Here is a 26,512-nt window from a genome sequence, read left to right on the forward strand (position 1 = left end):
CGTCCCATCCCGATCCAACGGAGGTACCGATGACAACCGACCAGTCCGCCCGTGACCGGGCACAGGACGCGGCCAGCACGGCTGCCGACGAGGGCAAGCACGTCGCCGGGACGGCCAAGCAGGAGGCCGGTGCGGTGGCCGCCGAGGCCGCCAACCAGGCCCGCAGCGTCCTCGCCGACGCCATGAGCCAGGTCACGGCGCAGTCCAAGGAGCAGAAGGACCGGCTCGCGGGGACGCTGCGCACGCTCGGCGACGACCTCGAGTCCATGGCGGGCAACGGCACGCCGGGGATGGCCACGGATCTCGCCCGCCAGGTCTCCGAGCGCGCTCGCGCATTCAGCTCCCAGCTGGAGAGCCGCGAGCCCGGCGAGCTGCTCGACGACGTACGCCGCTTCGCGCGTCAGCGCCCGGGCAGCTTCCTGCTCGGCGCGCTCGCGGCCGGTGTGGTCGTGGGTCGCCTGGCCCGGGGTGCCGCCGACGGCATCGCCGCCGCGCAGGCCGACGGACCGGTGACCCCGGCCGTGCCGCCCACGGGCGGCTCCCCGACCTCGACCCTGGGCGAGACCTACGTGCCGAGCCCCAGCACCGAGGCGGGCGCGCCGCACGGCCAGCCGACCTCGGGTGGCCCGGGCGCCATCCCGGCCGCGCCCACCATGCCGTCCCCGCCCCCGATGTCCACCCCGGAGGCCGGGTACGGCGAGCGCGGCGTGCTCGGCGACGAGGGACAGCGATGACCACGCAGCCCGGGAGTCACGGGAGCCACGCCGACCCAGGCCTGGACCCCGCCCAGCCCTCCGACCAGCGCTCGCTCGGCGAGATCGTCGGCGACATCACCACGGACCTCTCCACGCTGATCAAGCAGGAGATGGACCTGGCGAAGGTCGAGCTCAAGGAGGAGATGGCCAAGGCGGGCAAGGGGGCCGGGCTGCTCGGCGGTGCCGGGCTCTCCGCCTACATGGTGCTGCTGTTCTTGTCGTTCACGATCATCTTCGCGCTCGACCTGGTGCTGCCGCTTTGGGCGGCGGCGCTGATCGTCACCGTGCTGTGGGGCATCGGCGCGGCGGTCCTCGCCGTCACCGGTCGCACGGCACTCAAGGAGAGCAACCCGCAGTTGCCCCGCACGCAGCAGACACTCAAGGAGGACGCAGAATGGGCCAGAGCACAGAAGAGCTGAGCAGCGAGATCGCCGGCACCCGGGAGCGGATGGCGTCGGACCTCGACGCCCTGCAGGACCGGGTCAGCCCCAGCGCGATCATCGACCGCCGCAAGGAGGCCGCACGCAGCAGGGTCTCCGCGCTCCGCAGCAAGGTGATGGGCTCCGCCGACAGCGTGCGCAGCAGCGCCGCCTCGTCGGGCTCCGGCGCCGCCGGCAGCGTCCAGGGGATGGCCCAGGGCGTCGCCGACGGCGCGTCGGGTGCGCTCGGCAGCGCGCAGGACCGGGTCGAGGGCAGCCCCCTCGCCGCGGGCCTGGTCGCGTTCGGCGCGGGCGTCGTCCTCGCCGGCCTGATCCCGGCCACGGCCAAGGAGGCGCAGGTGGCGTCGTTCGTCGCCGACACCGCCCAGGAGAAGGGCGGACCGCTCCTCGACGAGGCGAAGTCCGTCGGCCAGGGTCTCACCGACGACCTCAAGGAGCGTGCCATGGGCGCGGCCCAGGAGGTCAAGGACACCGCGACCGAGTCGGCCGCGCGCGTCAAGGACGAGGGGCAGTCCGCCGCCGAGTCCGTGAAGTCGCAGGCGAAGCCGGGGAGCTGACCCCCCGGCATCACCCGCACCCAGGAGGGCTGGCTCAGTCGAAGATCTCGCTGAGCCAGCTCTCCTTGCGCTTCTTCTTGTAGGAGCCCTGCTGCTGCGGCGAGTAGGACTGCTCGTGGCGCCGCTGCTCCTCGTGGCGCGGCTGCTCGTAGCGGTCGTACGCCGGCGGCGGTGCCGCGGCGGCCGGCGGCGGGGCCTGGCCCAGGGACCGGTCGATGATCTTGTCGAGCTCGCCGCGGTCCAGCCACACCCCCCGGCAGGTGGGGCAGTAGTCGATCTCGATCCCGCTCCGCTCGCTCATCACCAGCGTGGTCTCGTCTGTGGGGCACCTCATGGTGTTCTCCTGTCCTCACCCGTCGAACGGACGAGTCGCCTGCGGGGTTCCGGGTACCTGCTCAGCATGACCGACAAGTCGAGCAGCCCGCAGGACAAGCAGGACGGCGGACAGGTCTCCGAGGTGGCGTCGATGGACCCCGCAGCCCGCGAGACCCCGATCTCCGACGACCAGGGGGTCGCCGGCAACCCGGAGTCGGGCAACGCCCTCGAGGACGGCGAGGACGCCGGCCCCAACGGCAAGCCGGCGGGCAACAAGGAGTCCAACCGCAGCTACTGAGCGGGACTGCTGGGCCGGACCGCTACTGGGCCGAGCGCACCCGCAGCCCGGTCACCGGCACGGTCACCGTGCCGGACGGGTCGGTGAAGAAGTCGTTGCCGCGGTCGTCGACGACGATGAACGCCGGGAAGTCCTCGACCTCGATCTTCCAGACCGCCTCCATCCCGAGCTCGGCGTACTCCAGGACCTCCTGGCTGCGGATGCAGTCCTGCGCCAGGCGCGCCGCAGGGCCGCCGATCGACCCCAGGTAGAAGCCGCCGTGCGCGGCGCAGGCGTCCGTGACGGCCTTCGAGCGGTTGCCCTTGGCGAGCATCACCATCGAGCCGCCCGCGGCCTGGAACTGCTCGACGTAGGAGTCCATCCGCCCCGCGGTCGTGGGCCCGAAGGAGCCGGACGCCATGCCGGCCGGCGTCTTGGCGGGCCCGGCGTAGTAGACCGGGTGGTCGCGCAGGTACGCCGGCATCTCCTCGCCGGCGTCGAGCCGCTCCTTGATCTTGGCGTGCGCGATGTCGCGGGCGACCACCAGCGGGCCGGTCAGTGAGAGCCGGGTCTTCACCGGGTGGCGGCGCAGCTCGGCGAGGATCTCGCTCATCGGCTGGTTGAGGTCGATCGGCACCACCTCGCCGCCGGCGATGTCCTCGGCGACGCCGGCGTCCGGCATGTACTGCGCGGGGTCGGTCTCCAGCTGCTCGAGGAAGACGCCCTCCGGGGTGATCTTGCCGAGCGCCTGGCGGTCGGCCGAGCAGGAGACCGCGATGGCGACCGGGCAGGACGCGCCGTGGCGGGGGAGCCGGACCACGCGGACGTCGTGGCAGAAGTACTTGCCGCCGAACTGCGCCCCGATCCCGAAGGACCGGGTGAGCTCGAGGACCTGCTGCTCCAGCTCGAGGTCGCGGAACCCGTGCGCGCTCATCGAGCCCGACGTCGGCAGGTCGTCGAGGTAGCGCGCCGAGGCGTACTTCGCGGTCTTCAGCGCGAACTCCGCGCTGGTGCCGCCGATCACCACGGCCAGGTGGTACGGCGGGCAGGCGGCCGTGCCGAGCGAGCGGATCTTCTCGTCGAGGAACTGCAGCATCCGCTCCGGGTTCAGGATCGCCTTGGTCTCCTGGAACAGGAACGACTTGTTCGCCGACCCACCGCCCTTCGCCATGAACAGGAACTTGTACTCGGGGCGCCCGCTGGTCTGCGGCGTGGAGTAGATCTCGATCTGCGCCGGCAGGTTCGTCCCGGTGTTCTGCTCCTCGTACGTCGTGAGCGGGGCGAGCTGGCTGTAGCGCAGGTTCAGCTGGGTGTAGGCGTCGTACACGCCCTGGCTGATCGCGGCGCCGTCGTCGGCGCCGGTCAGCACGCCCTCGGACTTCTTGCCCATCACGATCGCGGTGCCGGTGTCCTGGCACATCGGCAGCACGCCACCGGCGGAGATGTTGACGTTCTTCAGGAGGTCGAGCGCCACGAACCGGTCGTTGCCCGAGGCCTCGGGGTCGTCGATGATCCGGCGCAGCTGGGCCAGGTGCCCGGGACGCAGGTAGTGGGCGATGTCGCGCATCGCCTCGGCCGTCAGCGTGCGGATCGCCTCGGGGGAGACCCGCAGGAACGTCTGCCCGTCGGCCTCGAAGCTCGAGACGCCCTCGGTCGTGACCAGGCGGTACGGCGTCCGGTCCGGGCCGAGGGGGAGCAGGTCGGAGTAGGCGTACTCAGGGGCGCTCGACACGGGCGGTGAGACTACCGAGCGGTCAGGGTCCGGCGCCCCCGGGGTCGGGACGCGGCGGCGTCCGCCCGGTCGTGCCCGGGGGCGGGCGCGTCTAGGGTTGGCCGCATGGAGGGTCACCTGGATCCCGCCGACCCGATGCGGCTGCGCATCTCCGACTCCGACCGGCACGCGGCGGCCGAGGTGCTGCGCGAGGCCGCGGGCGAGGGGCGGCTGGACGTCGACGAGCTCGAGGAGCGGCTGGAGGCGACGTACGCCGCCAAGGTGTACGCCGACCTGGTGCCGATCCTCGCCGACCTGCCCGGCACGGCGCCCGGCCCGCACCCGCCGGCCGTGCGCCGGCCCGCCGCCCCGGCGTACTCCGGGCGGATCGAGGACCTGCCGCGGCACACGAGCAGCCTGGCCATCTTGTCCGGGCAGGACCGCACGGGCGTGTGGGCGGTCCCGCCGGTGCACACGGCGTTCACGCTGATGGGCGGCATCGACGTGGACCTGCGCGAGGCGGTGTTCACCACCCCCGAGGTCGTGATCAACGCCAACGCCGTCATGGGCGGCATCGACATCATCGTGAACGCCGCCACCCGGGTCGAGGTCGAGGGGGTCGGCATCATGGGCGCCTTCGAGGAGGGCCGGGCCAAGATCGCCGCGGAGATCGGCCCGGACTCCCCACTGGTGCGGGTCCGCGGGATGGCGCTGATGGGCGCGGTGACCGTGATCCGCAAGCCGATGCCCGGCCAGGGGCGCACGCGCCTCGGCCGGGCATCGTCGTGATCGTCGTCGACTGACCCGCGAGGGTCAGCCGGCAGCGGCGGGCTGCTCCGCGGCGGCCGCCATCGCCGCCCCGGGGACCTCGCCGGCGTGCTCGTGGTCGATGGTGAGGTTCTCGCCGGTGGACGGGTCGAAGAGGTGCATCTTGGCCGCGTCCACCCAGATCTCGGCCTCCTCGCCCTCGCGGATCCGGCTGGTGCCGTCGAGCGCGACGACCAGCTGGGTACGCAGCGACTCGCCGTCGAGGTCGCGCTCGAGCTGGCGCAGCTGCTCCTCCACCTGGGGCGGGGCCTCGAAGGGGATGTAGGCGTAGGTCTCGTTGCCGAGCCACTCCACCACGTCCACGGGGGCCCGGAACGTCGAGCCCGAGGCGTCCTCCCGCAGCGAGGCGTCCTCGAAGTGCTCGGGGCGGATGCCCGCGATGAGCAGTCCCTTGCCCGCGGCCCGCTCGGCACGGTCGGCGGGGATCTGGACGCTGCCGAAGGGCAGCTTCACCGTCGTCCCGTCGACCTCGGCGGGGAGGAAGTTCATCGGCGGGGACCCGATGAAGCCCGCGACGAACAGGTTGCCGGGGTTCTCGTAGAGCTCGCGGGGGCTGGCGAGCTGCTGCAGGATCCCGCGCTTGAGCACCGCCACCCGGTCGCCCAGCGTCATCGCCTCGGTCTGGTCGTGGGTGACGTAGACGGTGGTGATGCCGAGCTTCTTCTGCAGCCGCGAGATCTCGGTGCGCATCTGCCCGCGCAGCTTCGCGTCGAGGTTCGAGAGCGGCTCGTCGAAGAGGAAGGCGTCGGCCTCGCGGACGATCGCGCGACCCATGGCGACGCGCTGGCGCTGGCCACCGGAGAGGTTGCCGGGCTTCCGGTCGAGGTGCTCGTCGAGCTCGAGGGTGGCCGAGGCGGCGCGGACCTTCTTGTCGACCTCCTCGTCGGACGCCCCGGCGAGGCGCAGCGGGAACGCGATGTTCTCGTAGACGGTCAGGTGCGGGTAGAGCGCGTAGTTCTGGAAGACCATCGCCAGGTTGCGGTCGCGGGGAGCGAGGTCGTTGACCTTGCGGTCGCCGATGATCATGTCGCCCGAGGTGATGTCCTCGAGCCCGACGATCATCCGCAGCAGCGTGGACTTCCCGCAGCCGGACGGCCCGACGAGGATCACGAACTCCCCGTCGGCGATGTCGATGGAGACGTCGTTGACGGCCGGGAAGCCGTCGCCGTACTTCTTGACGATGTGCTTGAGGGTGATGGCGGCCATGGCGTTATCCCTTCACCGCGCCGGAGGTGAGTCCGGCGACGATCTTGCGCTGGAAGAGCAGGACGATGACGACGATGGGGATCGTCGCGATGACGGCGGCTGCGGCGAGCAGGCCGGCCGGCCGCTGGAACGGGTCCGGACCCACGAAGAACGACAGCGCCGCCGGGATCGGTCGGGCGTTCTCGGTCGAGGTCAGGGTGATGCCGAAGACGAAGTCGTTCCAGGCGAAGAAGAACGTCAGGATCGCCGCGGTGAACACCCCGGGTGCCGCGAGCGGGACGATCACCTTCCGGAAGGCCTGCCACGACGTCGCGCCGTCGACCTGGGCCGCCTGCTCCATCTCCCACGGGATCTCGCGGAAGAAGGCGGAGAGCGTCCAGATCGCCAGCGGCAGCGTGAAGGACATGTACGGGATGATCAGCCCGGGCCAGGTGTCGTAGAGGCCGATCGTGCGCCACAGGTCGAACAGCGGGCTGACCAGCGAGACCACCGGGAACATCGCGATCGCCAGGGCCACGGTGAGCACGAACTTCTTGCCCCGGAACTCCAGCCGGGCGATGGCGTACGCCGCGAGCGTCGCGAGGATCACCGAGAGCAGGGTGGCGATCAGGCTGATGCCGAGCGAGTTCAGGATCGAGCGGCGGAACTGCTCGTCGTCCCAGACCGCGGTGTAGTTGTCCCACCCGGTGAACGAGTCGAGCGGGAGGAAGCCGGGGTCGGTGCCGTTGGAGACGGCGTCCTGGCTCTTGAAGGACAGGGACAGGATCCAGGCGATCGGCAGCAGGCACCAGAGCATCACCAGCGCCACGCCGAGGACGAGACCAATCTTCTGCTTCATCCGACGTTCACTCCCCTCGGGCCTGGGCCAGGTCGACACGGAAAAGCTTGACGATCAAGAACGCCACCAGCAGCACCGAGAGGAACAGCAGCACGGCGAGCGCGGAGCCCATGCCGAGCTGGAACTGCTCGATGGTCTGCCGGTAGGTGAGGAACGAGATCGACTCCGTGCCGACGGCACCGGCGGTCATCACGTAGATGTTGTCGAAGATCCGGTAGGCGTCCAGTGCGCGGAAGAGCACCGCCACCATGATCGCGGCCCGCATGTTCGGGAGGATCACCTTCCACAGCCGCTGCCACCAGGTGGCCCCGTCGACCTTCGCCGCCTCGATCATGTCCTCCGACACCTGGGCGAGCCCGGCGAGGAGCAGCAGGGACATGAAGGGCGTGGTCTTCCAGATCTCGGAGACCATGATCGCGATGACCGCGGGCGTGGTGTCGCCGAACCAGTTGAACTGCTCGTCGATGAACGGGAGCCAGCCGTTGACGAAGCCGTTCTGGTAGGTGAAGGCGAACTGCCAGGCGAAGCCGGAGACGACGGTGATGATGCCGTAGGGGATCAGGATCGAGGTCCGGATCACGCCCCGGGCGAAGATCACCCGGTGCATGACCATCGCGAAGATGAAGCCGATGACCAGCTCGATCGCGACGGTCACCAGCATGTAGAGCACGGTGACGCCGATGTCGCGCCAGAACAGGCTGTCGGTCAGCGCGGTGATGTAGTTGCTCAGGCCGACGAACTCGCGGTCGTCGGGTGCGGTGAGGGAGTAGCTGTAGAAGGAGAGCCACAGCGCCCGCAGGATCGGGAACGCGGTGACCACGAGCATCACGATCACTGCGGGGGCGACGAGCTTGGCGGCCAACCGTCCCTCGGCGCGCGACCGGTCGCTACCGGCGGGCGGGGTCTTCCCGGCGTCGACCTCCGGGGTGGCGACGTAGGTGCTGCTCACAGCAGGGCCTTCCCTTCCAGGACCTCGGCGAGGAAGTCCGCGGACTCCTTCGGTGTCGACTCATCGACCGAGTCGGGGGAGTGCCACACGCTCTGGATCGCGCTTGAGATCGTGGCGTAGTAGGCGCTCTTGGGGCGGGGACCGCCCGAGTCGACGCTCTCCCGGAACAGCTCGAGCAGGTCGGGCGGGTAGGCCTCGGCGAGCTCCGGTGCCTCGTACGCCGTCGCGGTCGCCGGCATCAGCCCGGCGTCGACGGCGAGAGCCACCTGGGAGTCGGTGTCGGTGATGCACTGCGCGGCCTCGACGGCGAAGTCGCGGTGCTTGCTGAACGCGCCCACCCCGACGTCGATGCCGCCGACCGGGGGCCGGGACTCCATGTCCGGGACCGTCCGGGGGTAGCGGGCCCAGCCGAGGTCCTCGTACTGCTCCTCGGTGATGCCGTTCTCGGGGGAGGGGGCGTAGTTCTTGTAGACGAAGGTCCAGTTGGTCATGAACTCACCCGGCCCCGCGAACATCGCGGGGAGGCTGGTGCCCTCGTTGGAGACGCTGAGGTCGCTCTGCGCGGCGCGGGACTTCGCGAGCTTCTCGATCACCGCCGCCGCGGCACGGCCGGCCTCGGAGTCGATGTCGACCGAGGCGTCCTTGCCGGCCTCGGCGTCGGAGATGATCTCGCCGCCCGCGCCCTGGACGAGCGCATTGATCCACACGACGTACGCCTCGTACTTGTTGGCCTGGACGCCGACCGTGGCGCCGGGGACCGAGGAGGCGGCGTCGATGACCTGGTCCCAGGTGACCGGCCGGCTCATGTCCAGCCCGGCCTCCTTGGCCAGCGACTTGCGGTACCAGAGCACCTGGGTGTTGGCCCAGAGCGGGATCGCGTAGATGCGGTCGTCCCAGCGCACGGTCTCGGCGATGCCGTCGAGCGTGTCCTCGGTGACGACGTCGTCGGGCATCTCCTCCAGCCACCCGGCGTTGGCGAACTCCGGCACGAAGACCGGGTCGAGGTTCATCAGGTCGGTGGTGTCGTCCTCGGCGGCGAGGCGACGCGCGAGCTGGATCCGCTGGTCGGTCGCGCCGGTGGGCAGCAGCTCGGTCTCGATGTCGTACCGGTCGGTGCTGCACCGCTCCGCGATCACGTCGAGGACCTCGACGCCGTCGGGGTTGATGTACCAGGTCAGGACCGGCTTCCCCTCCTCGCTGCACGCGGCGAGCAGGGTGCCTCCCAGGACGGCGGCGGCGGCGAGCGCGACCCGCCGACGTGCCCTTGCGCGGCGTGCTGGTCGTGCGGACGTTCTGCTCATCTGGCCCCTCCCGGATTGCGTGGCCTGGGTCACACGTCTAGTCCCTCGCCGAGTGGTTTGTCCACTGCCCGAAGGCGATCGGCAGGAAACGTTCCGCGTCACGCTCCCGTCACGGGGAGGGCGCGGCGGCGGGAGGAGCGCCCGGTCAGGCGCGGTCGGCGTTCCTGCGGATCGCCGCCGTGAAGGTCTCGAACAGCGCCGGCGGCATGTCGTGGCCCATGCCGTCGACCAGCAGCAGCTCCGCGCCCGGGACCGCCGCTGCGGTGGCGCGGCCCCCCGAGACGTGCACCATCTTGTCGGCGAGCCCGTGGATCACGAGGGTGGGGACCTTGACGCTCCGCAGCCGCGCGCCGCGGTTGGGCTGGGTGAGGATCGCCAGCATCTGGCGCAGCACGCCGGACGCGCTGACGCCGCGGTCGTAGGTCTCCTCGGCGCGGGCCCGGGTCTCCTCCGCCGGCTGGGGGTACGCCGGGGAGCCGATCATCCGCCACATCGCGGCGCTGGCCTTGACGTACGCCTCCCGCGAGGGGCCGCGGCCCCCGATCAGCGCCGGGAACAGCGAGGGGTTCTGCCAGCCGACGGTGCGCTTGCCGGTCGTGGACATGATGCTGGTCAGCGACCGGACCCGGGACGGCTCCTCGATCGCCAGCGTCTGCGCGATCATGCCGCCCATCGAGACGCCCACGACGTGCGCGGAGTCGATGCCGAGGTGGTCGAGGAGGCCGGTGGCGTCCCGGGCCATGTCGGAGATGTCGTACGGCGCCCGCACGGGCGCCCCGAGGAACGCCCGCACCAGCGTGGTGCGGCTGACCCGCCCGCCGACCCGCGAGGATCGGCCGGTGTCGCGGTTGTCGTAGCGGATCACGAAGAAACCGCGCTCGGCCAGCAGCCGGCAGAGGTCCGGGTCCCACCAGGTCATCGGGCCGCCCAGGCCCATCACCAGCAGCAGCGGGTCGGCGTCGGGGTCGCCGAAGGTCTGGTAGCAGAGCTCGACCCCGCTCGAGACCGGGGCGAAGAGCTCGCCGGACTGCGCGACGGGAGTGGCGGACTCGTGCGCGGAGCGCGTGCTGGTCATGGACAAGAGTGTTCCCTAACCCGCGGGGTGGACGAAATGACCCGAAAGGCTGGATTTCCTAGGGTTTCGGCCTCTGGCGCCGTACGGTCGGCATGTGAGCCAGCCCACCTTGGCGTCCTTCCTCCTCCCGGACGGCTTCGCCCGACCCGGGGTGGCGGCCGTCCTCCGCGAGGCCAGCCTGGTCGGCGAGGCCGGCCGGCACGTCCTGCGGCGGGTGGCGGACCGCCGCGTGCGCCGGGCCACGCCGTACGCCGCGCGGGCGCTGGACCGCACCGCCGACCCCGTCCTGCTGGTCCCGGGCTTCCTCGCCGGCGACAACTCGCTGGCCTTCATGGCGGCGGTGCTGCGGCAGCGGGGCTTCCGCACCTACCGCTCCCAGATCCGCGCCAACGTCGGCTGCACGCTCGACGCCGCCGCCCAGCTCGAGACGCGCCTGGAGTCGATCGCCATCCGGCGCGGCAGCCGCGTCCAGCTCGTGGGGCACAGCCTCGGCGGCATGCTGGCCCGCGGCATCGCCGTACGCCGGCCGGACCTGGTCTCGGGCATCGTCACGATGGGCAGCCCGATGCTCGCGCCGGGCGCCCACCACGGCGCGCTGACGGCGAGCGTGGAGATGCTCGTCCGGCTCAGCCGGGCCGGGCTGCCCGGCCTGATGTCCGAGGACTGCGTCGGCGGCGCCTGCGCGCGCCAGAGCTTCGACGAGAGCCGGCAGCCGGTCCCCGCCGACGTCGCCTTCACGGCGATCTACAGCAAGCGCGACGGGATCGTCGACTGGCGGGCCTGCGTCGACCCGACCGCGGCCGCGATCGAGGTCACCGCCAGCCACATCGGCATGGCGGTGGACCCCCGGGTCGTCGACCACGTCGCCGCGGTGCTGGCGCCGACCTCGACGGCGTCCTCAGTGCTCGAAGTCGATCGCGGAGTAAGCGCGTAGCTTCTGCAGGCGGTGCTCGGAGGTGATCGAGCGGATCGTGCCGCTGCGCGAGCGCATCACCAGCGAGTGGGTCGTGGCCCCGCCCGCGGCGTACCGGACGCCGCGCATCAGGTCGCCGTCGGTGATGCCGGTGGCGACGAAGAAGCAGTCGTCGCCGGTCACCAGGTCGTCGGTGCCGAGCACGAAGTCGGGGTCCAGGTCGTGGCCGGCGTCCAGCGCCCGCTGCCGCTCCTCGTCGTCCTGCGGCCAGAGCTGACCCTGGATCACGCCGCCCATGCACTTCATCGCGCACGCGGTGATGATCGCCTCGGGGGTGCCGCCGACCCCCAGGAGCAGGTCGACGCCGCTCTCGGGCCGGGCGGCGGAGATCGCGCCCGCGACGTCGCCGTCGACGAGGAACCTGATCCGCGCCCCGGTGGCCCGGATGTCGTCGACCAGCTGCTGGTGCCGGGGCCGGTCGAGGAGCACGACGGTGACGTCCTCGGCCTTGCCGCCCTTGGCCTTGGCGACCTGGTGGATGTTCTCGGCGACCGGGAAGCGGATGTCGACGGCGTCGGCGGCCTCCGGGCCGGTGGCGAGCTTGTCCATGTAGAAGACCGCGGACGGGTCGTACATCGAGCCGCGCGGGGAGACCGCCAGCACCGAGACCGCGTTGCTCATCCCCTTGGCGGTCAGCGTGGTGCCGTCGATCGGGTCGACCGCCACGTCGCACTCGGGGCCGGTGCCGTCGCCGACCTCCTCGCCGTTGTAGAGCATCGGGGCGTTGTCCTTCTCGCCCTCGCCGATGACGACGGTGCCGCGCATGCCGATCGTCGAGATCATCACGCGCATCGCGTTGACGGCGACGCCGTCGGCGCCGTTCTTGTCGCCACGCCCGACCCAGCGGCCGGCGGCCATGGCGGCCGCCTCGGTGACCCGGACCAGCTCCAGTGCGAGGTTGCGGTCGGGGGACGCGGGGGCGGCGCTCATGCTCTCGGGGTCCGTCATGGTCGGCACCCTATCGTCGGTCGCGTGGGCACCCGGCCACCGATCAGGTGCCGTAGACGGCGACCTCGCTGGCCTTGACGCTGAAGGTCACCGGGGACCCCGGGGCCAGGCCGAGCTCGGCGACGGCGTACGCCGTGACGTCGGCCGCCAGGTCGCCCGCCCGGACCCGCACCTGGTCGCCGCGCGGCTCGAGGTCCGTGACGACGACGCGGAACGCGTTGCGGGGGCTGCCGCCCGGGGCCTCACGGAACACCGAGACCGCGGCCGGGCGGAAGACCGCGACCACGGGGTCGCCGGGCTGCGGGGCGGGACCGGTCACGATCCCGTGCACGACGTGCCCGGACGGCGCCCGGACGCCGCCGGCCCAGGTGCCGCGCACCATGTCCAGCCCGGCGACCCGGGCCGCGAAGGCGCTCCGCGGGCGGGACAGGACCTCGGCGGCGGGGCCGTCCTCGACGACCCGCCCGCCGTCGAGCACCACCACCCGGTCGGCCAGCAGCAGCGCGTCCAGGGCGTCGTGGGTGACCACGACCGCCGTGCGCCCCTCGAGCACCCGGCGCAGCGTCTGGCGCAGCGCCGGCGCGACCGCCACGTCGAGGGCCGCGAGCGGCTCGTCGAGCAGCAGCAGCGACGGCTCCGCGGCGAGCGCGCGGGCCAGGGCCACCCGCTGGCCCTGGCCGCCGGAGAGCTCGCCGGGCCTCCGGTCCGCGAGGTCGCCCACCCCGACCTCGTCCAGCCAGCGCCGGGCCGTGTCGCGGGCCGCCCGCCGGCCGGCGCCGCGGCTGCGCGGGCCGAAGGCGACGTTGTCCAGCACGCCCAGGTGGGGGAAGAGCAGCGGGTCCTGGGCGAGCAGGGCGACCCGCCGGTCGTGCGGCGCGACCCACGCGTGCCGGCCGGTGAGCTCGCGGCCGCCGAGGACGACCCGTCCGTCGTCGGGCCGCAGCAGGCCGGCGACCAGGTCGAGCGTGGTCGACTTCCCGGCGCCGTTGGGACCCAGGACGGCGAGGGTCTGGCCCGCGGCGACGTCGAGCGCCACGTCGTACCCCCGGCCGGCGACGCGGGCGTCCAGGTGCAGGCTCACGACGCGGCGCTCCCGGGTCGGGCGAGCCCGATCACCACCACGGCCACGACCACCAGCAGCAGCGACATCGCGACCGCCGCGTCGGGGTCGGTCGCCCGGAGGCCGTAGATGTAGAGCGGCAGGGTGCGGGTGGTGCCCTCGAGGCTGCCGGCGAAGGTGACGGTGGCGCCGAACTCGCCGAGCGACCGGGCGAAGGCGAGGACCGTCCCGGAGACCAGGCCCGGCAGCACGACCGGCAGCGTGACCCGGCGCAGGACGGTCGTGGGCCGGGCGCCGAGGGTGGCGGCGACGACCTCGTAGCGCTGCCCGGCGCTGCGCAGCGACCCCTCGAGGCTGACGACGAGGAACGGCAGGGAGACGAAGGTCTGGGCGAGCACGACGGCCACGGTCGAGAACGCGACCTGGACGCCCAGCGCCTCGAGCTCGGCGCCGAGCAGGCCGCGGCGGCCGAAGGTGTAGAGCAGTGCGATGCCGCCGACGACCGGCGGCAGCACCAGCGGCAGCAGGACGGCGGAGCGCACCAGCCCCTGGCCGGGGAACGACGTCCGGGCCAGGACCAGCGCCATCGGCACGCCGAGCAGGAGGCAGAGCAGGGTGCTGGACCCCGCGGTGCGCAGGCTGAGGCCGAGCGCGGTGCGGGCGGAGTCCGAGGTGACCAGCGCGGGGACGTCGGCCCAGGCGACGCGGGAGAGCATCCCGGCCAGGGGGAGCAGCACCAGGGCGGCGCCGAGCGCGGCAGGCAGGAAGATCCAGGCGGGTACGCCGACCTGGCGTGGCGCCGCCACCTAGCGCGGCCCGCCGAAGCCGGCCGCGGCGAGCGCGGCCCGGCCGGTGTCGCCGAGGACGAGGTCGACGAACTCCTCCGCCAGCGCCGGCTCGTCACTGTCCGCGAGGGCGACCACGGGGTAGTCGTTGATCACCTCCGCGGCCTCCGGGACGGCGATCCCCTCCACGTCGTCCCCGGCGGTCGCGACGTCGGTGACGTAGACCAAGCCGGCGTCGGCCTCGCCGGCCGCGACCTTCGCCAGGACGTCGGTCACCGACTGCTCCTCGCTCACCGGTGCCAGCGTGACGCCGCCGAGCTCGGCCAGGGCGAGGGCCGCGGCGCCGCACGGCACCTCGGGCGCGCAGACGACGAGGTCGAGCCCCCGGTCGCCGTCGAGGTCCTCCAGGGACCGGACCCCGGCCGGGTTGCCCGCCGGGACGGCGATCTCCAGCGTGTTGGTCGCGAACGTCCGCGGCTCCCCGGCCGCGAGGCCGTCGGCGACCAGCCGGTCCATGGTCGCGGTGTCGGCCGTGGCCAGCACGTCGGCGCGGGCGCCCTCCTGGAGCTGGGTGACCAGGTCGGCGGAGCCGCCGAGGGAGAGCTCGACGTCGACCCCGTCGTGGGTGGCCGCGAACTGCTCGGCCAGCTGCTCGAACGGCTCGGTGAGCGAGGCGGCGGCGTACACGGTGAGGGTGCGCTCCCCGTCCCCATCTCCGCCTTCGCCGCAGCCGGCGAGGGGGAGCAGGGCCAGCAGGCCGAGCAGGACGCTGAGCGCCGTGGCGCGGGTCGGTCGGCCGGTCACGGGCGCTCCACGACGACGTTGGTCGACTTCACCGACGCGATGGCGCGGACGCCCGGCTCCAGGCCGAGCTCCTCGGCGGCCTCGGTGCTCATCAGCGAGACCATCCGGTAGGGCCCGCAGATCAGGTCGACCTGGGCCATCACGGTGTCCTTGCGGACCCGGGTGACGATGCCGGTGAGCCGGTTGCGCGCGCTGACGGCGGCGGCGCGGGGCGCCGCGCGGTCCGGGTGGTCGGCCAGCGACTCGGCCAGGGCGGCGAGGTCGCGGCCCTCGACCACGGCGCGCCCGCCGTCGTCGGACGTCGCCGCCACGCGCCCGGCGTCCACCCAGCGGCGCATGGTGTCGTCGCTGACGCCGAGGAGCTCGGCCGCCTCCGCGATCCGGTACGTCGTCACGCGCCCATCCTGCCGCAGATGCGGCTGTGTGGCGACGTTGCTTCCGCAGGTGCGGTCAGGCGGCCGCGGTCGCGCCCGCCCCCAGCACGGTGTCGGCGAGCGCGACCGCCTGGCCGCGGAGGTCGGGGATGGCCTGGACCTCCCAGTCGCGGCCCCGGCGGGCCGCGCCCACCACGTGGAGACCCGGGGTGGCCCGGCCGTCGCGCCCGAGCGGCTGGCCGAGGTCGTCGACGTCGAGCCCGAGGCCGAGGGGGTGCGGGCGAAGCAGGCCGCGGTCGAGGAGCCGGTCGACGAGCGGGTTCCAGCCCGGCGTGTGCACGGGCGAGGGGCCGGTGCAGTTGACCACCTTGTCGAAGGACGCCGCCTCGACCTCGTGCGGCGACGCGAGGCGCAGCGCGCCCGCGGCGACCAGGCCGTCGATGCGGGCCGCCAGGTCGGGGGCGCTGCGGTGCCGGCGCACCTCCCAGTGCCGGGCGACGTGCCGCACGAAGCGCTGCTGGGCGTCGGCGTCCAGCGAGCGCCAGACCCGGTTGGCGTGCTCGCGCAGGGTGTCCAGGACGCCGCGCCACTCGCCGCCCGCCGCCTCGACGGCGGCGCGGGTGCTGCCCAGCACGGTGGCCAGGCCGCCGCTCGGCGGCACCCACGGTCCGGTCGGGACCGGCCGGGCGCGGTGCGGCTGGGGGAGCAGCCCGTGCCGGGAGACCGCGACGATCTCGACGGCGGGGTCGGCGGCGTGCAGCTGCGCGGTGACGTCGAGCGCGGTGAGCCCGGTGCCGACCAGCAGCACCCGGTCGGAGGGGCCGACCCGCTCGACCAGGTCCTCGGCCCACGGGTCCGCGACGTACCGCTCGCCGAGCGTCTCGAGGTGCGCGAGCCGCCGGGGCGGGGGGTTGCCCAGCGCCAGCACCACGCGGTCCGCGGCGTACGACGCCCGGCCGCTGACCTCCTCGTCGACGGAGACGAGGAACGGCGCCTCGCCGTACGCCGCGTCCGGGACGGGCTCGACGTCGACCACGCGGCCGAGGTGTCGGGTCACGCTGCTGCCGGCGGGCACCCGGACCCGGTCGAGAACCTCGCTGAGGTAGTCGCCGTACACGCCGCGGGGGAGGAAGGAGAACTCGTGCGCGTCGACCCCGTGCGCCCGGCACCACCGCACCAGGTCGCCCGGGTCGTCCTCGTGGGCGCTGAGCCGGCACGCGTAGTTGTTCAGCGTGTGCAGCGGGTGCCGGGTGCGGTAGGCCAGCCCCGGCCCCACGCGTCCCGCGGCCTCGACGACGCGGACCTCGACGGGGCGGTCGACCGTCGCGGTGCGCAGCAGGCGGGCGGCGGCGATGACGCCCCCGGCGCCGCCGCCGACGACCAGCACGCGGACGGGGACGGGCTCGGATGCGGTCGGCATCGCTCTCCTTCAATAAGTCTATTGAGTTAGTAACCATACGAGAGGAAGCGGACGTCGCGCCAGCCGACCCGCGGGTGGGGCGTCGGGTCGCCGGAGCGGCCTGGGAGGATGGGCCGGTGAGCGAGTCGGGTCAGCAGAGCGAGACCGGACGTCCGGGCCGCTACCAGCGCACCACCGGAGGGCTCCTCGCGGCGATGCTCGTGCTGCTCCTGGCGGTCGCGGCGTTCGTGATCTTCCGCGGGGTCTTCCGCGACACGCCCCGGATCGAGCCGGAGCCGGTGGAGTACCTCCCGCTCGTGGAGTCGCTGCAGGACGCGGGCCGCGAGGTCGTCTACCCCCGCGAGCTGCCGGAGGGCTGGATGGTCACCACCGTCGTGGCCGAGCCCGGCGAGCGCCCGGCGTGGGGCCTGGGCATCCTCACCGACGACGGGCGGTTCGTCGGGCTGCGCCAGCAGGACGAGGACCTCGAGGACCTGCTCGCGGAGCACGTCGACGAGGAGACGACCGAGGAGGAGCCGCTGGAGGGCGTCGGCTCGGTCGCCCGGACCTGGGAGGCGTACGCCGACGAGGGCGGCGACCACGCGTACGCCGCGGAGGTCCGCACCGACGTCGGCGACGAGACGCTGCTGGTCTACGGATCGGCACCGGCCGAGGACCTGCGCACGCTGATCGAGTCGCTCACCCTCGACGAGCGCTGAGCGCGAGCTCAGTCGTCGTCGGCGGCGATCGCCTCGTCCAGGCGCTTGCGGGCGCCGTCGAGCCAGTCCTGGCACTGGGTGGCGAGTCGCTCCCCGCGCTCCCACAGCGCGAGCGACTCCTCGAGCGTCGTGCCGCCCGCCTCGAGCCGGCGTACGACGTCGACGAGCTCCTCCCGGGCCTGCTCGTAGGACGGCTCGGTCTGCTGCTCAGCCATGGGGGTCCTCCGTCGGGTCGGCAAGGGTCTCGGTGGTGGTGGTCGTGGCGTGCACGCGGCCGTCGGCGACCCGCACGCTGACCGGCGCGCCCGCCGCCACGTCGGCGACGGAGGTGACGACGTGGCCGTCGGCGTCCTGCAGGACGGCGTACCCGCGCTGCAGGGTGGCGAGCGGGGAGAGGGCGCGGGCGCGGGCCCGCTGGTGGCCGACGTCGTCGGCGGCCCGGTCGAGCGCGTGGCCGAGCGTGCGGCGGGCGCGCTCGCGCAGGGCGGTGACCTCGTCGAGCCGGGCGTCGAGCAGGGTGCGCGGGTCGGCGAGCGCCGGGCGGGAGCGGAGCGCGTCGAGGCCGGCCTGCTCGCGGTCGAGCATCGCCGCGAGGCAGGAGCGGACCCGGTCGCGGGCCCAGCTCACCCCGCGGGACTCCTCGATGACGTCGGGCACCACGAGCTTGGCCGCGTCGGTGGGGGTGCTGGCGCGGACGTCGGCGACCAGGTCGAGCAGCGGGGAGTCGGGCTCGTGGCCGATCGCGGAGACGACCGGGGTGCGCATCTTCGCGACGGCGCGGACCACCGCCTCGTCGGAGAACGGCAGCAGGTCCTCGACCGAGCCGCCGCCGCGCGCCACGACGACGACGGCCACGTCGGGATGGCGCTCGAGCCGCTCCAGCGCCTCGATCACCTCGCTCGCCGCCCGCGGGCCCTGCATCGCGGCGTACGCCGTCTCGAAGCGGACCGCCGGCCACCGGCGCTTGGCGTTGTCGAGGACGTCGCGCTCGGCGGCGGAGCCGGGGGAGGTCACCAGGCCGACGCAGCCGGGCAGGAACGGCAGCGGGCGCTTCAGCTCGGCCGCGAACAGCCCCTCGGCGGCCAGCAGCTGGCGGCGCCGCTCGAGCCGGGCGAGCAGCTCGCCGAGCCCGACCATCCGGATCTCGCGGGCGTAGAGCGAGAGCGTGCCCCGGTTGGCGTAGTACGACGGCTTCGCGTGGACGACGACGCTCGCGCCCTCCACCAGCGGCGGGTTGAGGCCGTCGAACATGGTGCGCGAGCAGGTCACGGTGACCGAGATGTCGGCGACCGTGTCGCGGAGCGTGAGGAAGACGGTGCCGACCCCGGGACGGCGGTTGAGCTGGGCGACCTGGCCCTCGACCCACACCGCGCCCAGCCGCTCTACCCAGCCCGCGATCGCGTTGGCGATCTGCCGGACGGGCGCCGGTGCCTGCGGCGAGGTCTCCAGGGCCATGGCGCAGACCCTAGGTCAGCGCGCCGACGAATCGGCCCCCGCCCGTGGTCCTCCTAGACTGGCGGCATGACGACCGACCTCCCGAACAGCCCCGTCGGCGTGGGCATGCCGGCGGTCCTCTCGCCGGACGAGGCCGAGAAGGCGGTGCTGCTCGCGGCGCCGCGCGGCTACTGCGCCGGGGTGGACCGGGCCGTGGTCACCGTCGAGCAGGCGCTGGACCTGTACGGCGCGCCCGTCTACGTCCGCAAGCAGATCGTGCACAACAAGCACGTCGTCGCCGACCTCGAGGCCCGTGGCGCGGTCTTCGTCGAGGAGCTCGACGAGGTCCCGACCGGCCGCACCGTGGTGTTCTCCGCCCACGGCGTCTCGCCCGAGGTGCACCGCCAGGCCGCCGAGCGCGACCTGAAGACGATCGACGCGACCTGCCCGCTGGTGACCAAGGTGCACCACGAGGCGAAGCGGTTCGCCGCCGACGACTACGACATCCTGCTCATCGGCCACGAGGGGCACGAGGAGGTCGAGGGCACCGCGGGCGAGGCGCCCGAGCACATCCAGCTCGTGCAGAGCCCGGCCGACGTGCCCGGCATCGTGGTCCGCGACCCCTCCCGGGTGGCCTGGCTCTCCCAGACCACGCTCTCGGTCGACGAGACGCTGGAGACGGTGGCCGCGATCCGCGAGCGGTTCCCCCAGCTGCTCGACCCGCCCAGCGACGACATCTGCTACGCCACCCAGAACCGCCAGCTCGCGGTCAAGGAGATCTCGCCCGGTACCGACCTGGTGATCGTGGTCGGCTCCGGGAACTCCTCCAACTCCGTGCGCCTCGTCGAGGTCGCCCTCGAGGCCGGCGCCAAGGCGTCGTACCGCGTCGACGACGCCAGCGAGATCGACGAGGCCTGGCTCGAGGGCGTCCGCACCGTCAGCGTGACCTCCGGTGCGAGCGTGCCCGAGGCGCTGGTCGACGGCGTGCTCGCGTTCCTGGCGGAGCGGGGCTACCCCGACGCCCAGGCCGTGCACAGCGCGGAGGAGTCGCTGATCTTCTCCCTGCCCAAGGAGCTGCGCCGCGACCTCAAGGCCGCGGCCGCGGCCCGCTGAGGAGCGCACCATCGCCAGGTACGTCGACCTCCACCCCGACAACCCGCAGCCGCGGCTGCTGGCGCAGGTCGTCGAGGCGCTGCGCGACGACGCGCTGATCGCCTACCCGACCGACTCCGGCTACGCCCTGGGCTCGCGGGTCGGCAACCGCGACGGGCGCGACCGGATCCTGCGGATCCGCGGCCTCGACGAGCGCCACCACTTCACGCTGGTCTGCAAGGACTTCTCCCAGCTCGGCCAGCTCGTGCACGTCGACAACGCGGCGTTCCGGGCGATCCGGGCCGCGACCCCCGGCCCCTACACGTTCATCCTGCCGGGCACCCCGGAGGTGCCGCGCCGGCTGCTGCACCCGAAGAAGAAGACGGTGGGGGTGCGCATCCCCGACCACACGGTGGTCCAGGCGCTCCTCGACCTGCTGGGGGAGCCGCTGCTGAGCAGCACGCTGATCCTGCCGGGCGAGACCGAGCCGAGGACGTCGGGCTGGGACGTCAAGGAGGAGCTCGACCACCAGGTCGACCTGGTGCTGGAGGCGGGGGACACCCCGGCCGAGCCGACCACCGTCGTGGACTGGTCCGAGGGCGCCCCCGTGGTCACCCGCGTGGGCGCAGGGGACCCGGGGCGGTTCGAGGCCTGAGCGGCGCGGCCGCGTCGGGCTGGGCCAGCACCCGCTGCCGGACGGCGAGGCAGCCCAGGCACAGCGCGTAGCCGAGGACCAGCGCCACCGAGTGCCTGGAGAGCCCGGAGACCACGGCCTGGACCAGCCCGTCCTCGGGGTGGCCGACGACGTCCGGCCGGGTCGCGCCGAGGAGCACGAACACCGCGACCATCACCAGCGGCGGCAGCACCCCCACGGTGAAGAAGTCGCCCGGCCGCACGGCCAGCGCCAGGCCGACCGAGAGCGCGACGAAGGCGATGTCGAAGAGCAGGCTCACCCGCCCGGTGAGCGCCACGTCGACGACCACGACGGTGAGGGCGACCGCCAGCCCGAGCGCGACGACCTGTGGGCCGGGTTCGCGCCCCTCCTCCCAGAGGGTCCTGGACTCGCTCACGGGTGCCTCCTCCACGGGGCCTACAGCGCCACGGTATGACCGGCGTCGGGCTCGTCGGGTGCGGCGCGCCGGTCGACGGCCCGCAGCTCGACGGCCCGCGGGGTCGGCAGCTCGTCGTCGGTCACGCCCAGGTCGCTGAACCGCCGGGCGGCCACGAGCACCCGCGACTCCAGGGAGCCGACCGCGGAGTTGTAGTGGCCGACGGCGGCGTTCAGCGACCGGCCGACCAGGTCGAGGTGGCCCCCGAGCGTGCCGAGCCGCCCGTGCAGGTCGCGGCCCAGCCGCTGGATCTCGCGCGCCTGGTCGGCGAGCGTCTCGTGGGACCACCCGTGGGCGACGGTGCGGAGCAGCGCGATCAGCGTCGTCGGCGTCGCCAGCACGACCTGGCGCGACGCGGCGTGCTCGATGAGCGAGCCGTCGGTCTCCAGCGCCGCGGCGAGGAACGACTCGGCCGGGACGAAGAGCACCACGAACTCCGGCGTCTCGGGCACGGCCCGCCAGTAGGCCTTGCCGCCCAGCGCGTCGATGTGGGTGCGGAGCTGCCGCGCGTGCCGCGCGAGGTGGGCCGGGCGCTCGTCGTCGTCGGCGCCGGTGGCGTCGAGGTAGGCGTCGAGGGGGACCTTGGCGTCCACGATGACGCAGCGGCCGCCGACGAGGTGGACGACCAGGTCGGGCCGCAGCGCGCCGTCCTCGAGCCGGACCTGCTCGGAGAAGTCGCACCGCTCGACCAGCCCCGCGAGCTCCACGGCCCGCCGCAGGTGCATCTCGCCCCAGCGGCCGCGCACCTGTGGCTTGCGCAGCGCGGTCGAGAGCGTCTGGGTCTCTCGGCGGAGGTCGTCGACCTGCTGGTGGAGCCGGCCGGTCCAGCCCTCGCGCTGCAGGTCGAGGTGGTGGAGCTGGTCGCTGAGTCGGTCCAGGCCCTGCATCACCTCGGCCTGCTCGACCATGCCTTGGCCGATCGCCTGGACGTGACCGGGGCGGGACCGGGTCCACAGGGCGCCGACGACCGCGCCCAGGGCCAGCCCGAGGACCAGGCCGAGGACCAGCGCGAGGAAGGTGACCGTCTCCATGCGGTCAGCATGACGGCGACCACCGACAGTCCGCGGGGACGCGCTCAGTCGAGGTCGACGATCACCGGGGCGTGGTCGGAGGCCCCGGTGCCGGCGCGCTCCTCGCGGTCGATGAACGCGTGCGTCACCCGGGCGGCCAGCGACGGCGAGCCGAGGACGAAGTCGATGCGCAGCCCGCGGTTGCGCTCGAACCGCTGCCGGTAGTAGTCCCAGTAGGTGTAGACCTCCGGGCCCGGCGTGTGCGGCCGCACCACCTCGACGTACCCGTCGTCGAGGAAGCGCTGGAACGCCGCGCGCTCCGGCGGGGTCACGTGGGTGCTCGTGGCGAACTGCTTGATGTCGAAAACGTCCTCGTCGAGCGGCGCGATGTTCCAGTCCCCGACGAGCGCGGTGTCGGTGTCGGTCCAGGCGAGCGCGGCCTCGCGCAGCCGGGCGAGCCAGTCGAGCTTGTAGGCGTAGTGCGGGTCGCCGGGCTTGCGGCCGTTGGGCACGTACAGGCTCCAGACGCGGACGCCGCCGCACGTCGCGCCGATCGCCCGCGCCTCGGCGGCCGGCGGGTCGCCCCACTCCGGCATCCCCTCGAACCCCACCTGGACGTCCTCGAGGCCGACCCGGCTGATCAGCGCGACGCCGTTCCACTGGCTGGTGCCGGCGGCCGCGACGTCGTACCCCATCGACTGCAGACCCATGAGCGGCAGCTGCTCCACGCGGGCCTTGGTCTCCTGCAGTGCGAGGACGTCGACCTGGTGGCGGTCGAGGAACGCCTCGACGCGGCCGATCCGTGAGCGGAGGGAGTTGACGTTCCAGGTGGCGATGCGCACCGGTTCACCCTAGTCAGGCCCTAGGGTTGCGCCACATGGAGAGGTTCGCCGCGTGGTCGGTGCATGCGTACACCGCCGTCGGCTCGGTCCTGGCGTTGTTGATGGTGCACTTCTCGTACGAGCACGACGTGGAGCTCGTCCTGTGGCTCTTCCTCGTCGCGATGGTCGTCGACGGCACCGACGGCTTCCTTGCCCGGCACTTCCGGGTCAAGGACGTCGTGCCCGGGATGGACGGGGCGCTGCTCGACAACATCGTCGACTACCTGACCTACGCCTTCGCCCCGATGGTGCTGCTGTGGGCCAACGGCTACCTGCCCGGGGGCGCGGCCGGCGGCGTCGTCGCGTCCATCCCGCTCCTGGCGTCCTGCTACCAGTTCTGCCGCAGCGACGCGAAGACCGACGACCACTTCTTCCTGGGCTTCCCGAGCTACTGGAACGTCGTCGCGTTCTACGTGATCGTCTTCGAGGTCGACACCACCCTCACGGTCGCGCTGCTGCTGGTCTTCGCGGTGCTCGTCTTCGTGCCGGTGAAGTACGTCTACCCCTCGCGGACAGCGGACCTCTGGTACCTCAACATGACCGCGGCGACCGTGTGGCTGGTGGCGTTCGGCGTGATCACCGCCCTGCTGCCCGACCCGCCGACCTGGCTCGTGGTGCTGTCGCTGGCCTACGTCGTCTACTACGTCGTGGTGAGCCTCTGGCTCACGTTCCGGGCGCGGCCGGCGCGGACGATGCAGCCGGCCTGAGCGAGGCCAGCCCGTCGAGCAGCCGGTCGACGTCCTCCTCGGAGGTGTACGCCGCCAGCCCGACCCGCACGCCGCCGGCGTCGCCCAGCCCGGCGTGCCGCGACGCCTCCAGCGCGTAGAAGCTCCCCGACGGCGCGTTCACGTCCAGCGTCGCCAGGTGCTCGTGCACCGCCCGCGGCGCGTGCCCGGCGACGGTGAGCAGCACGGTCGGCGTACGGCGTCCCACCCACGCCGAGTCGGCGCTTGTGTCCGGGTTTTCCCCAGGACCGGCTGTGGAGAAGGCGGACACAAGCGCCGACTCGGCGACTGCGGGGGCGGGGTGGCCGTGGACGGTGACGCCGTCGAGCGCGGCGAGGTCGGCGAGGAGGCGGGTGAGGAGCTGGTGCTCGCGCCGCTCGACGGCGGCCATCGAGGCGCGCACCCGGTCGCGGCGCCCGCCCGTGCCGGGCTCGATCGCGGCGATGAAGTCGACGGCGGCGGTCACGCCCGCGAGCAGCTCGTACGGCAGCGTGCCCAGCTCGAAGCGCTCCGGCACGGCGTCGGTCGACGGCAGCAGCTTGTCGGGGTGGAGCGTCTCGAGCAGGGCCGGGCTGGCGACCAGGGCGCCGAGGTGCGGGCCGAAGAACTTGTACGGCGAGCAGACCAGGACGTCGGCGCCGAGCGCGGCCAGGTCGACCGGCGCGTGCGGGGCGAGGTGCACGGCGTCCACGTGGACCAGGGCGCCGACCTCGTGCGCGGCAGCGGCGATCCTGGCGACGTCCGGGCGGGTGCCGAACAGGTTGGACGCCGCCGTCACCGCCACCAGCCGGGTGCGGTCGGAGAGCACGGTCGCGACGTCGTCGAACTCGGCGGTCACCGGGTCGAACCCGAGCCATCGCACGGTCGCCCCGGCGCGCTCGGCGGCGAGCACCCACGGGCGGATGTTCGCGTCGTGGTCGAGCCGGGTCACGACGACCTCGTCGCCGGGACCCCAGCCGCTGCTCAGGGTCCGCGCGAGGTCGAGGGTCAGCTGGGTCATCGAGCGGCCGAAGACCACGCCGCGGGGGTCGCCCCCGACCAGGTCGGCGACGGCCTGCCGGGCGGCCACGGTGACGGCCTCGGTACGGCGCTCGGTGGCGGTCGCCGTACCCCGCTGGCACAGGCCGGAGGTCATCGCCGCCGCGACCGCCTCCGCGACGACGGCCGGCACCTGCGAGCCGCCAGGCCCGTCGAAGTACGCCGTACCGCGGGCGAGCGAGGGGAAGGCCGAGCGGAGCTGTGCGTGATCCATGCCGCGATGCTGCCACCGTCCCTCGCGCGACGCTCATGCGACGCGGGGCCGCGGGCACCGGTCCGGTGGGCCGCAGGAGGGTCCTGCGGCCGCTCGATCGACGAGGAGGTCGACATGGGTGCCATCAGCCAGATCATGAGCAAGGTGACCGGGAGCGGCGGGGCCGCCGGACGGCGCGGCAGGACGGCCGGCGGCGGTCGCGGGGGCCGTGGGACGCGCTCGGGGCGGGCCGGTCGCGGCGCCAAGGACGAGGCGGTCAGCCGCGGCGTACGCGGCCTGCTGCGCCGCGCCCGCTGACGCAGCGTCCGCGTGATTGGGTCGCGGGCGGCAGGTCTCCGTAGACTCGCCGCCCGTGGCACTCACCATCGGCATCGTCGGTCTCCCCAACGCGGGCAAGTCCACCCTCTTCAACGCCCTGACCAAGAACGACGTGCTCGCGGCGAACTACCCGTTCGCGACGATCGAGCCCAACGTCGGCGTGGTCGGGGTGCCGGACGACCGGCTCCCGCGCCTGGCCGAGATCTTCGGCAGCGCCAAGGTGCTGCCGGCGACGGTCGAGTTCGTCGACATCGCCGGCATCGTCCGGGGCGCCTCGGAGGGGGAGGGGCTGGGCAACAAGTTCCTCAGCCACATCCGCGAGTCCGCCGCGATCTGCCAGGTCACCCGGGTCTTCCGCGACGAGGACGTCACCCACGTCGACGGCGAGGTCAACCCCGGCAACGACATCTCCACCATCCAGACCGAGCTGATCCTGGCCGACCTGCAGACGGTGGAGAAGGCGATCCCGCGGCTGGAGAAGGAGGCGCGCGGCAAGAAGGAGCTCGCCGCCAACCTCGAGGCCGCGAAGGAGGCCCTCGGCCACCTCGAGGCCGGGACGCCGATCATCGCCACCTCGGTGGACCGCGAGCTGATCCGCGAGCTGTCGCTGCTCACCGCGAAGCCGTTCATCTACGTCTTCAACTGCGACGCCGACGAGCTCGCCGACGAGGAGCTCAAGGACCGGATGCGCGCGCTGGTCGCGCCGTCCGAGGCGATCTTCCTCGACGCGAAGTTCGAGTCCGAGCTGGTCGAGCTCGGCGACGACGACGAGGCCCGCGCGATGCTGGCCGAGATGGGCGTCACCGAGCCCGGGCTCGACACCCTCGCCCGCGTCGGCTTCGACACCCTCGGCCTGCAGACCTACCTGACCGCCGGCCCCAAGGAGACGCGGGCCTGGACGATCAAGAAGGGCGCCACCGCCCCCGAGGCCGCCGGCGTCATCCACACCGACTTCCAGCGCGGCTTCATCAAGGCCGAGATCGTCTCCTTCGACGACCTGATCGAGGCTGGGTCCATGCAGAAGGCCAAGGAGGCCGGCAAGGTCCGCATGGAGGGCAAGGACTATGTCATGGCCGACGGCGACGTCGTGGAGTTCCGCTTCAACGTCTGACCGCTCACTGTTTGCGCAGGGCAGAGGCGGTTTTCAGCATCTTTAAGGCCGCCCTGCCCTCACGGTTCCCTGAGACCGACCAGGTTGCCCTTCGGTGAGGGCCAGATCAGCAGCAGCAGGACGAAGTACGGCAGAGCGAAGAGGATCGACGCGGGGCTGAACAGCTCGTCGCGAGTCCGCCACGGCGGCATGCCGTCGGCGCCGCAGGGGCAGGCCGCGGCGTCACGTTCAGATGATTCGACAGCCGTCATGGGGCGCGGGCTCCT

General features: G+C 73.1%; 32 protein-coding genes. 12 read left to right on the top strand and 20 right to left on the bottom strand.

All coding sequences use genetic code 11. The features are described 5' to 3' along the window. The first annotated feature begins 29 nt into the window (after nt 1-29). Genes H4O22_RS05250 through H4O22_RS05260 form a run of 3 tightly spaced genes read left to right on the top strand, consistent with a single transcriptional unit; the run spans nt 30 to nt 1,752 of the window. Nucleotides 30-734 carry a hypothetical protein gene (locus H4O22_RS05250; RefSeq protein ID WP_182525991.1) on the top strand — a complete coding sequence of 235 codons (705 nt, stop codon included), beginning with the start codon at nt 30-32 and terminating at the stop codon, nt 732-734. Further along, nucleotides 731-1,174, top strand: coding sequence for a phage holin family protein (locus tag H4O22_RS05255; protein ID WP_182525992.1), 444 nt, complete (start codon nt 731-733; stop codon nt 1,172-1,174). Before H4O22_RS05250 ends, H4O22_RS05255 begins: the two co-directional genes overlap by 4 nt. Further along, on the top strand, nt 1,150-1,752 hold the full coding sequence (locus tag H4O22_RS05260) for a DUF3618 domain-containing protein (protein ID WP_182525993.1): 603 nt from the start codon (nt 1,150-1,152) through the stop codon (nt 1,750-1,752). The genes H4O22_RS05255 and H4O22_RS05260 overlap by 25 nt, the downstream gene beginning before the upstream one ends. Before the next feature lie 34 nt (nt 1,753-1,786). On the opposite strand, the gene H4O22_RS05265 is transcribed toward H4O22_RS05260, so the two are convergent. Further along, nucleotides 1,787-2,086 carry a TFIIB-type zinc ribbon-containing protein gene (locus tag H4O22_RS05265; RefSeq protein ID WP_182525994.1) on the bottom strand — a complete coding sequence of 100 codons (300 nt, stop codon included), beginning with the start codon at nt 2,084-2,086 and terminating at the stop codon, nt 1,787-1,789. A gap of 66 nt (nt 2,087-2,152) precedes the next feature. On the opposite strand from H4O22_RS05265, the gene H4O22_RS05270 reads away from it, so the two are divergent. Then, complete coding sequence (locus H4O22_RS05270) at nt 2,153-2,365, top strand: hypothetical protein (RefSeq protein ID WP_182525995.1); 213 nt, start codon at nt 2,153-2,155, stop codon at nt 2,363-2,365. A gap of 22 nt (nt 2,366-2,387) precedes the next feature. On the opposite strand, the gene H4O22_RS05275 is transcribed toward H4O22_RS05270, so the two are convergent. Continuing rightward, nucleotides 2,388-4,076 carry a fumarate hydratase gene (locus H4O22_RS05275; RefSeq protein WP_182525996.1) on the bottom strand — a complete coding sequence of 563 codons (1,689 nt, stop codon included), beginning with the start codon at nt 4,074-4,076 and terminating at the stop codon, nt 2,388-2,390. Nucleotides 4,077-4,181: 105 nt separating this feature from the next. Here H4O22_RS05275 and H4O22_RS05280 point away from each other — a divergent pair, with 105 nt between their 5' ends. Then, a complete protein-coding gene (locus H4O22_RS05280; protein ID WP_182525997.1) occupies nt 4,182-4,844 on the top strand; it encodes a DUF1707 SHOCT-like domain-containing protein in 663 nt (220 codons plus the stop codon). A 24-nt stretch (nt 4,845-4,868) separates the two neighbouring features. On the opposite strand, the gene H4O22_RS05285 is transcribed toward H4O22_RS05280, so the two are convergent. The 5 genes from H4O22_RS05285 to H4O22_RS05305 form a co-directional block, all read right to left on the bottom strand. Then, on the bottom strand, nt 4,869-6,089 hold the full coding sequence (locus tag H4O22_RS05285) for an ABC transporter ATP-binding protein (protein WP_182525998.1): 1,221 nt from the start codon (nt 6,087-6,089) through the stop codon (nt 4,869-4,871). A gap of 4 nt (nt 6,090-6,093) precedes the next feature. Further along, nucleotides 6,094-6,927, bottom strand: coding sequence for a carbohydrate ABC transporter permease (locus H4O22_RS05290; RefSeq protein WP_182525999.1), 834 nt, complete (start codon nt 6,925-6,927; stop codon nt 6,094-6,096). A gap of 7 nt (nt 6,928-6,934) precedes the next feature. Further along, nucleotides 6,935-7,876: a carbohydrate ABC transporter permease gene (locus H4O22_RS05295; RefSeq protein WP_244963117.1), complete on the bottom strand. Its 942-nt coding sequence runs from the start codon at nt 7,874-7,876 to the stop codon at nt 6,935-6,937. Next, nucleotides 7,873-9,177: an extracellular solute-binding protein gene (locus H4O22_RS05300; protein ID WP_182526000.1), complete on the bottom strand. Its 1,305-nt coding sequence runs from the start codon at nt 9,175-9,177 to the stop codon at nt 7,873-7,875. The genes H4O22_RS05295 and H4O22_RS05300 overlap by 4 nt, the downstream gene beginning before the upstream one ends. Nucleotides 9,178-9,322: 145 nt before the next feature. After that, complete coding sequence (locus tag H4O22_RS05305) at nt 9,323-10,252, bottom strand: alpha/beta fold hydrolase (RefSeq protein WP_182526001.1); 930 nt, start codon at nt 10,250-10,252, stop codon at nt 9,323-9,325. 94 nt (nt 10,253-10,346) lie between these two features. Between H4O22_RS05305 and H4O22_RS05310 the strand changes: the two genes are divergently transcribed. Beyond that, a complete protein-coding gene (locus tag H4O22_RS05310) occupies nt 10,347-11,186 on the top strand; it encodes an esterase/lipase family protein (protein ID WP_182526002.1) in 840 nt (279 codons plus the stop codon). Here H4O22_RS05310 and glpX read toward each other — a convergent pair. Genes glpX through H4O22_RS05340 form a run of 6 tightly spaced genes read right to left on the bottom strand, consistent with a single transcriptional unit; the run spans nt 11,151 to nt 16,616 of the window. Beyond that, on the bottom strand, nt 11,151-12,173 hold the full coding sequence (gene glpX / locus H4O22_RS05315; protein WP_182526003.1) for a class II fructose-bisphosphatase: 1,023 nt from the start codon (nt 12,171-12,173) through the stop codon (nt 11,151-11,153). The genes H4O22_RS05310 and glpX overlap by 36 nt on opposite strands. 43 nt (nt 12,174-12,216) lie before the next feature. Then, complete coding sequence (locus tag H4O22_RS05320) at nt 12,217-13,254, bottom strand: sulfate/molybdate ABC transporter ATP-binding protein (RefSeq protein WP_182526004.1); 1,038 nt, start codon at nt 13,252-13,254, stop codon at nt 12,217-12,219. After that, nucleotides 13,251-14,039, bottom strand: coding sequence for an ABC transporter permease (locus H4O22_RS05325; RefSeq protein WP_244963118.1), 789 nt, complete (start codon nt 14,037-14,039; stop codon nt 13,251-13,253). The genes H4O22_RS05320 and H4O22_RS05325 overlap by 4 nt, the downstream gene beginning before the upstream one ends. After that, the gene (modA, locus tag H4O22_RS05330; protein WP_182526005.1) at nt 14,040-14,822 is read right to left on the bottom strand and encodes a molybdate ABC transporter substrate-binding protein; all 783 of its coding nucleotides are present in this window, start codon (nt 14,820-14,822) and stop codon (nt 14,040-14,042) included. Next, the gene (locus H4O22_RS05335; RefSeq protein ID WP_182526006.1) at nt 14,819-15,217 is read right to left on the bottom strand and encodes a TOBE domain-containing protein; all 399 of its coding nucleotides are present in this window, start codon (nt 15,215-15,217) and stop codon (nt 14,819-14,821) included. Before H4O22_RS05335 ends, modA begins: the two co-directional genes overlap by 4 nt. A 55-nt stretch (nt 15,218-15,272) precedes the next feature. After that, nucleotides 15,273-16,616, bottom strand: coding sequence for an FAD/NAD(P)-binding protein (locus tag H4O22_RS05340; protein ID WP_182526007.1), 1,344 nt, complete (start codon nt 16,614-16,616; stop codon nt 15,273-15,275). 116 nt (nt 16,617-16,732) lie between these two features. Between H4O22_RS05340 and H4O22_RS05345 the strand changes: the two genes are divergently transcribed. After that, nucleotides 16,733-17,314 carry a DUF4245 family protein gene (locus tag H4O22_RS05345; RefSeq protein ID WP_182526008.1) on the top strand — a complete coding sequence of 194 codons (582 nt, stop codon included), beginning with the start codon at nt 16,733-16,735 and terminating at the stop codon, nt 17,312-17,314. Nucleotides 17,315-17,322: 8 nt separating this feature from the next. On the opposite strand, the gene H4O22_RS05350 is transcribed toward H4O22_RS05345, so the two are convergent. After that, on the bottom strand, nt 17,323-17,529 hold the full coding sequence (locus H4O22_RS05350) for an exodeoxyribonuclease VII small subunit (protein WP_182526009.1): 207 nt from the start codon (nt 17,527-17,529) through the stop codon (nt 17,323-17,325). Further along, nucleotides 17,522-18,769: an exodeoxyribonuclease VII large subunit gene (gene xseA, locus H4O22_RS05355; RefSeq protein WP_182526010.1), complete on the bottom strand. Its 1,248-nt coding sequence runs from the start codon at nt 18,767-18,769 to the stop codon at nt 17,522-17,524. Before xseA ends, H4O22_RS05350 begins: the two co-directional genes overlap by 8 nt. 105 nt (nt 18,770-18,874) lie before the next feature. Between xseA and H4O22_RS05360 the strand changes: the two genes are divergently transcribed. Both H4O22_RS05360 and H4O22_RS05365 read left to right on the top strand, forming a co-directional pair. Further along, nucleotides 18,875-19,861: a 4-hydroxy-3-methylbut-2-enyl diphosphate reductase gene (locus H4O22_RS05360; RefSeq protein WP_220451368.1), complete on the top strand. Its 987-nt coding sequence runs from the start codon at nt 18,875-18,877 to the stop codon at nt 19,859-19,861. A gap of 10 nt (nt 19,862-19,871) precedes the next feature. Further along, nucleotides 19,872-20,495: an L-threonylcarbamoyladenylate synthase gene (locus H4O22_RS05365; protein ID WP_182526971.1), complete on the top strand. Its 624-nt coding sequence runs from the start codon at nt 19,872-19,874 to the stop codon at nt 20,493-20,495. Here the strand turns inward: H4O22_RS05365 and H4O22_RS05370 are convergent. The 3 genes from H4O22_RS05370 to H4O22_RS05380 are packed head-to-tail and all read right to left on the bottom strand — an operon-like array spanning nt 20,452 to nt 22,801. Beyond that, nucleotides 20,452-20,910, bottom strand: coding sequence for a DUF6542 domain-containing protein (locus H4O22_RS05370; RefSeq protein WP_182526012.1), 459 nt, complete (start codon nt 20,908-20,910; stop codon nt 20,452-20,454). The genes H4O22_RS05365 and H4O22_RS05370 overlap by 44 nt on opposite strands. A gap of 20 nt (nt 20,911-20,930) precedes the next feature. Beyond that, nucleotides 20,931-21,980, bottom strand: a complete 1,050-nt coding sequence (locus tag H4O22_RS05375; RefSeq protein ID WP_182526013.1) for a DNA recombination protein RmuC — start codon at nt 21,978-21,980, stop codon at nt 20,931-20,933. Between the two features lie 44 nt (nt 21,981-22,024). Beyond that, entirely contained in the window at nt 22,025-22,801 is a 777-nt protein-coding gene (locus H4O22_RS05380; protein ID WP_182526014.1) for an exodeoxyribonuclease III, read from the bottom strand. A 35-nt stretch (nt 22,802-22,836) separates the two neighbouring features. Here H4O22_RS05380 and H4O22_RS05385 point away from each other — a divergent pair, with 35 nt between their 5' ends. Further along, nucleotides 22,837-23,547: a CDP-alcohol phosphatidyltransferase family protein gene (locus tag H4O22_RS05385; RefSeq protein WP_182526015.1), complete on the top strand. Its 711-nt coding sequence runs from the start codon at nt 22,837-22,839 to the stop codon at nt 23,545-23,547. Here H4O22_RS05385 and H4O22_RS05390 read toward each other — a convergent pair. After that, on the bottom strand, nt 23,504-24,817 hold the full coding sequence (locus tag H4O22_RS05390; protein WP_182526016.1) for a cysteine desulfurase-like protein: 1,314 nt from the start codon (nt 24,815-24,817) through the stop codon (nt 23,504-23,506). The genes H4O22_RS05385 and H4O22_RS05390 overlap by 44 nt on opposite strands. A gap of 114 nt (nt 24,818-24,931) precedes the next feature. On the opposite strand from H4O22_RS05390, the gene H4O22_RS05395 reads away from it, so the two are divergent. Both H4O22_RS05395 and ychF read left to right on the top strand, forming a co-directional pair. Beyond that, complete coding sequence (locus tag H4O22_RS05395; protein ID WP_182526017.1) at nt 24,932-25,114, top strand: hypothetical protein; 183 nt, start codon at nt 24,932-24,934, stop codon at nt 25,112-25,114. Between the two features lie 55 nt (nt 25,115-25,169). Further along, nucleotides 25,170-26,246 carry a redox-regulated ATPase YchF gene (gene ychF, locus H4O22_RS05400; RefSeq protein ID WP_182526018.1) on the top strand — a complete coding sequence of 359 codons (1,077 nt, stop codon included), beginning with the start codon at nt 25,170-25,172 and terminating at the stop codon, nt 26,244-26,246. 59 nt (nt 26,247-26,305) lie between these two features. On the opposite strand, the gene H4O22_RS05405 is transcribed toward ychF, so the two are convergent. Then, entirely contained in the window at nt 26,306-26,497 is a 192-nt protein-coding gene (locus H4O22_RS05405) for a hypothetical protein (RefSeq protein WP_182526019.1), read from the bottom strand. Between the last annotated feature and the right edge of the window lie 15 nt (nt 26,498-26,512).

The sequence above is a fragment of the Nocardioides dongkuii genome (assembly GCF_014127485.1).
GTDB lineage: Bacteria > Actinomycetota > Actinomycetes > Propionibacteriales > Nocardioidaceae > Nocardioides > Nocardioides dongkuii.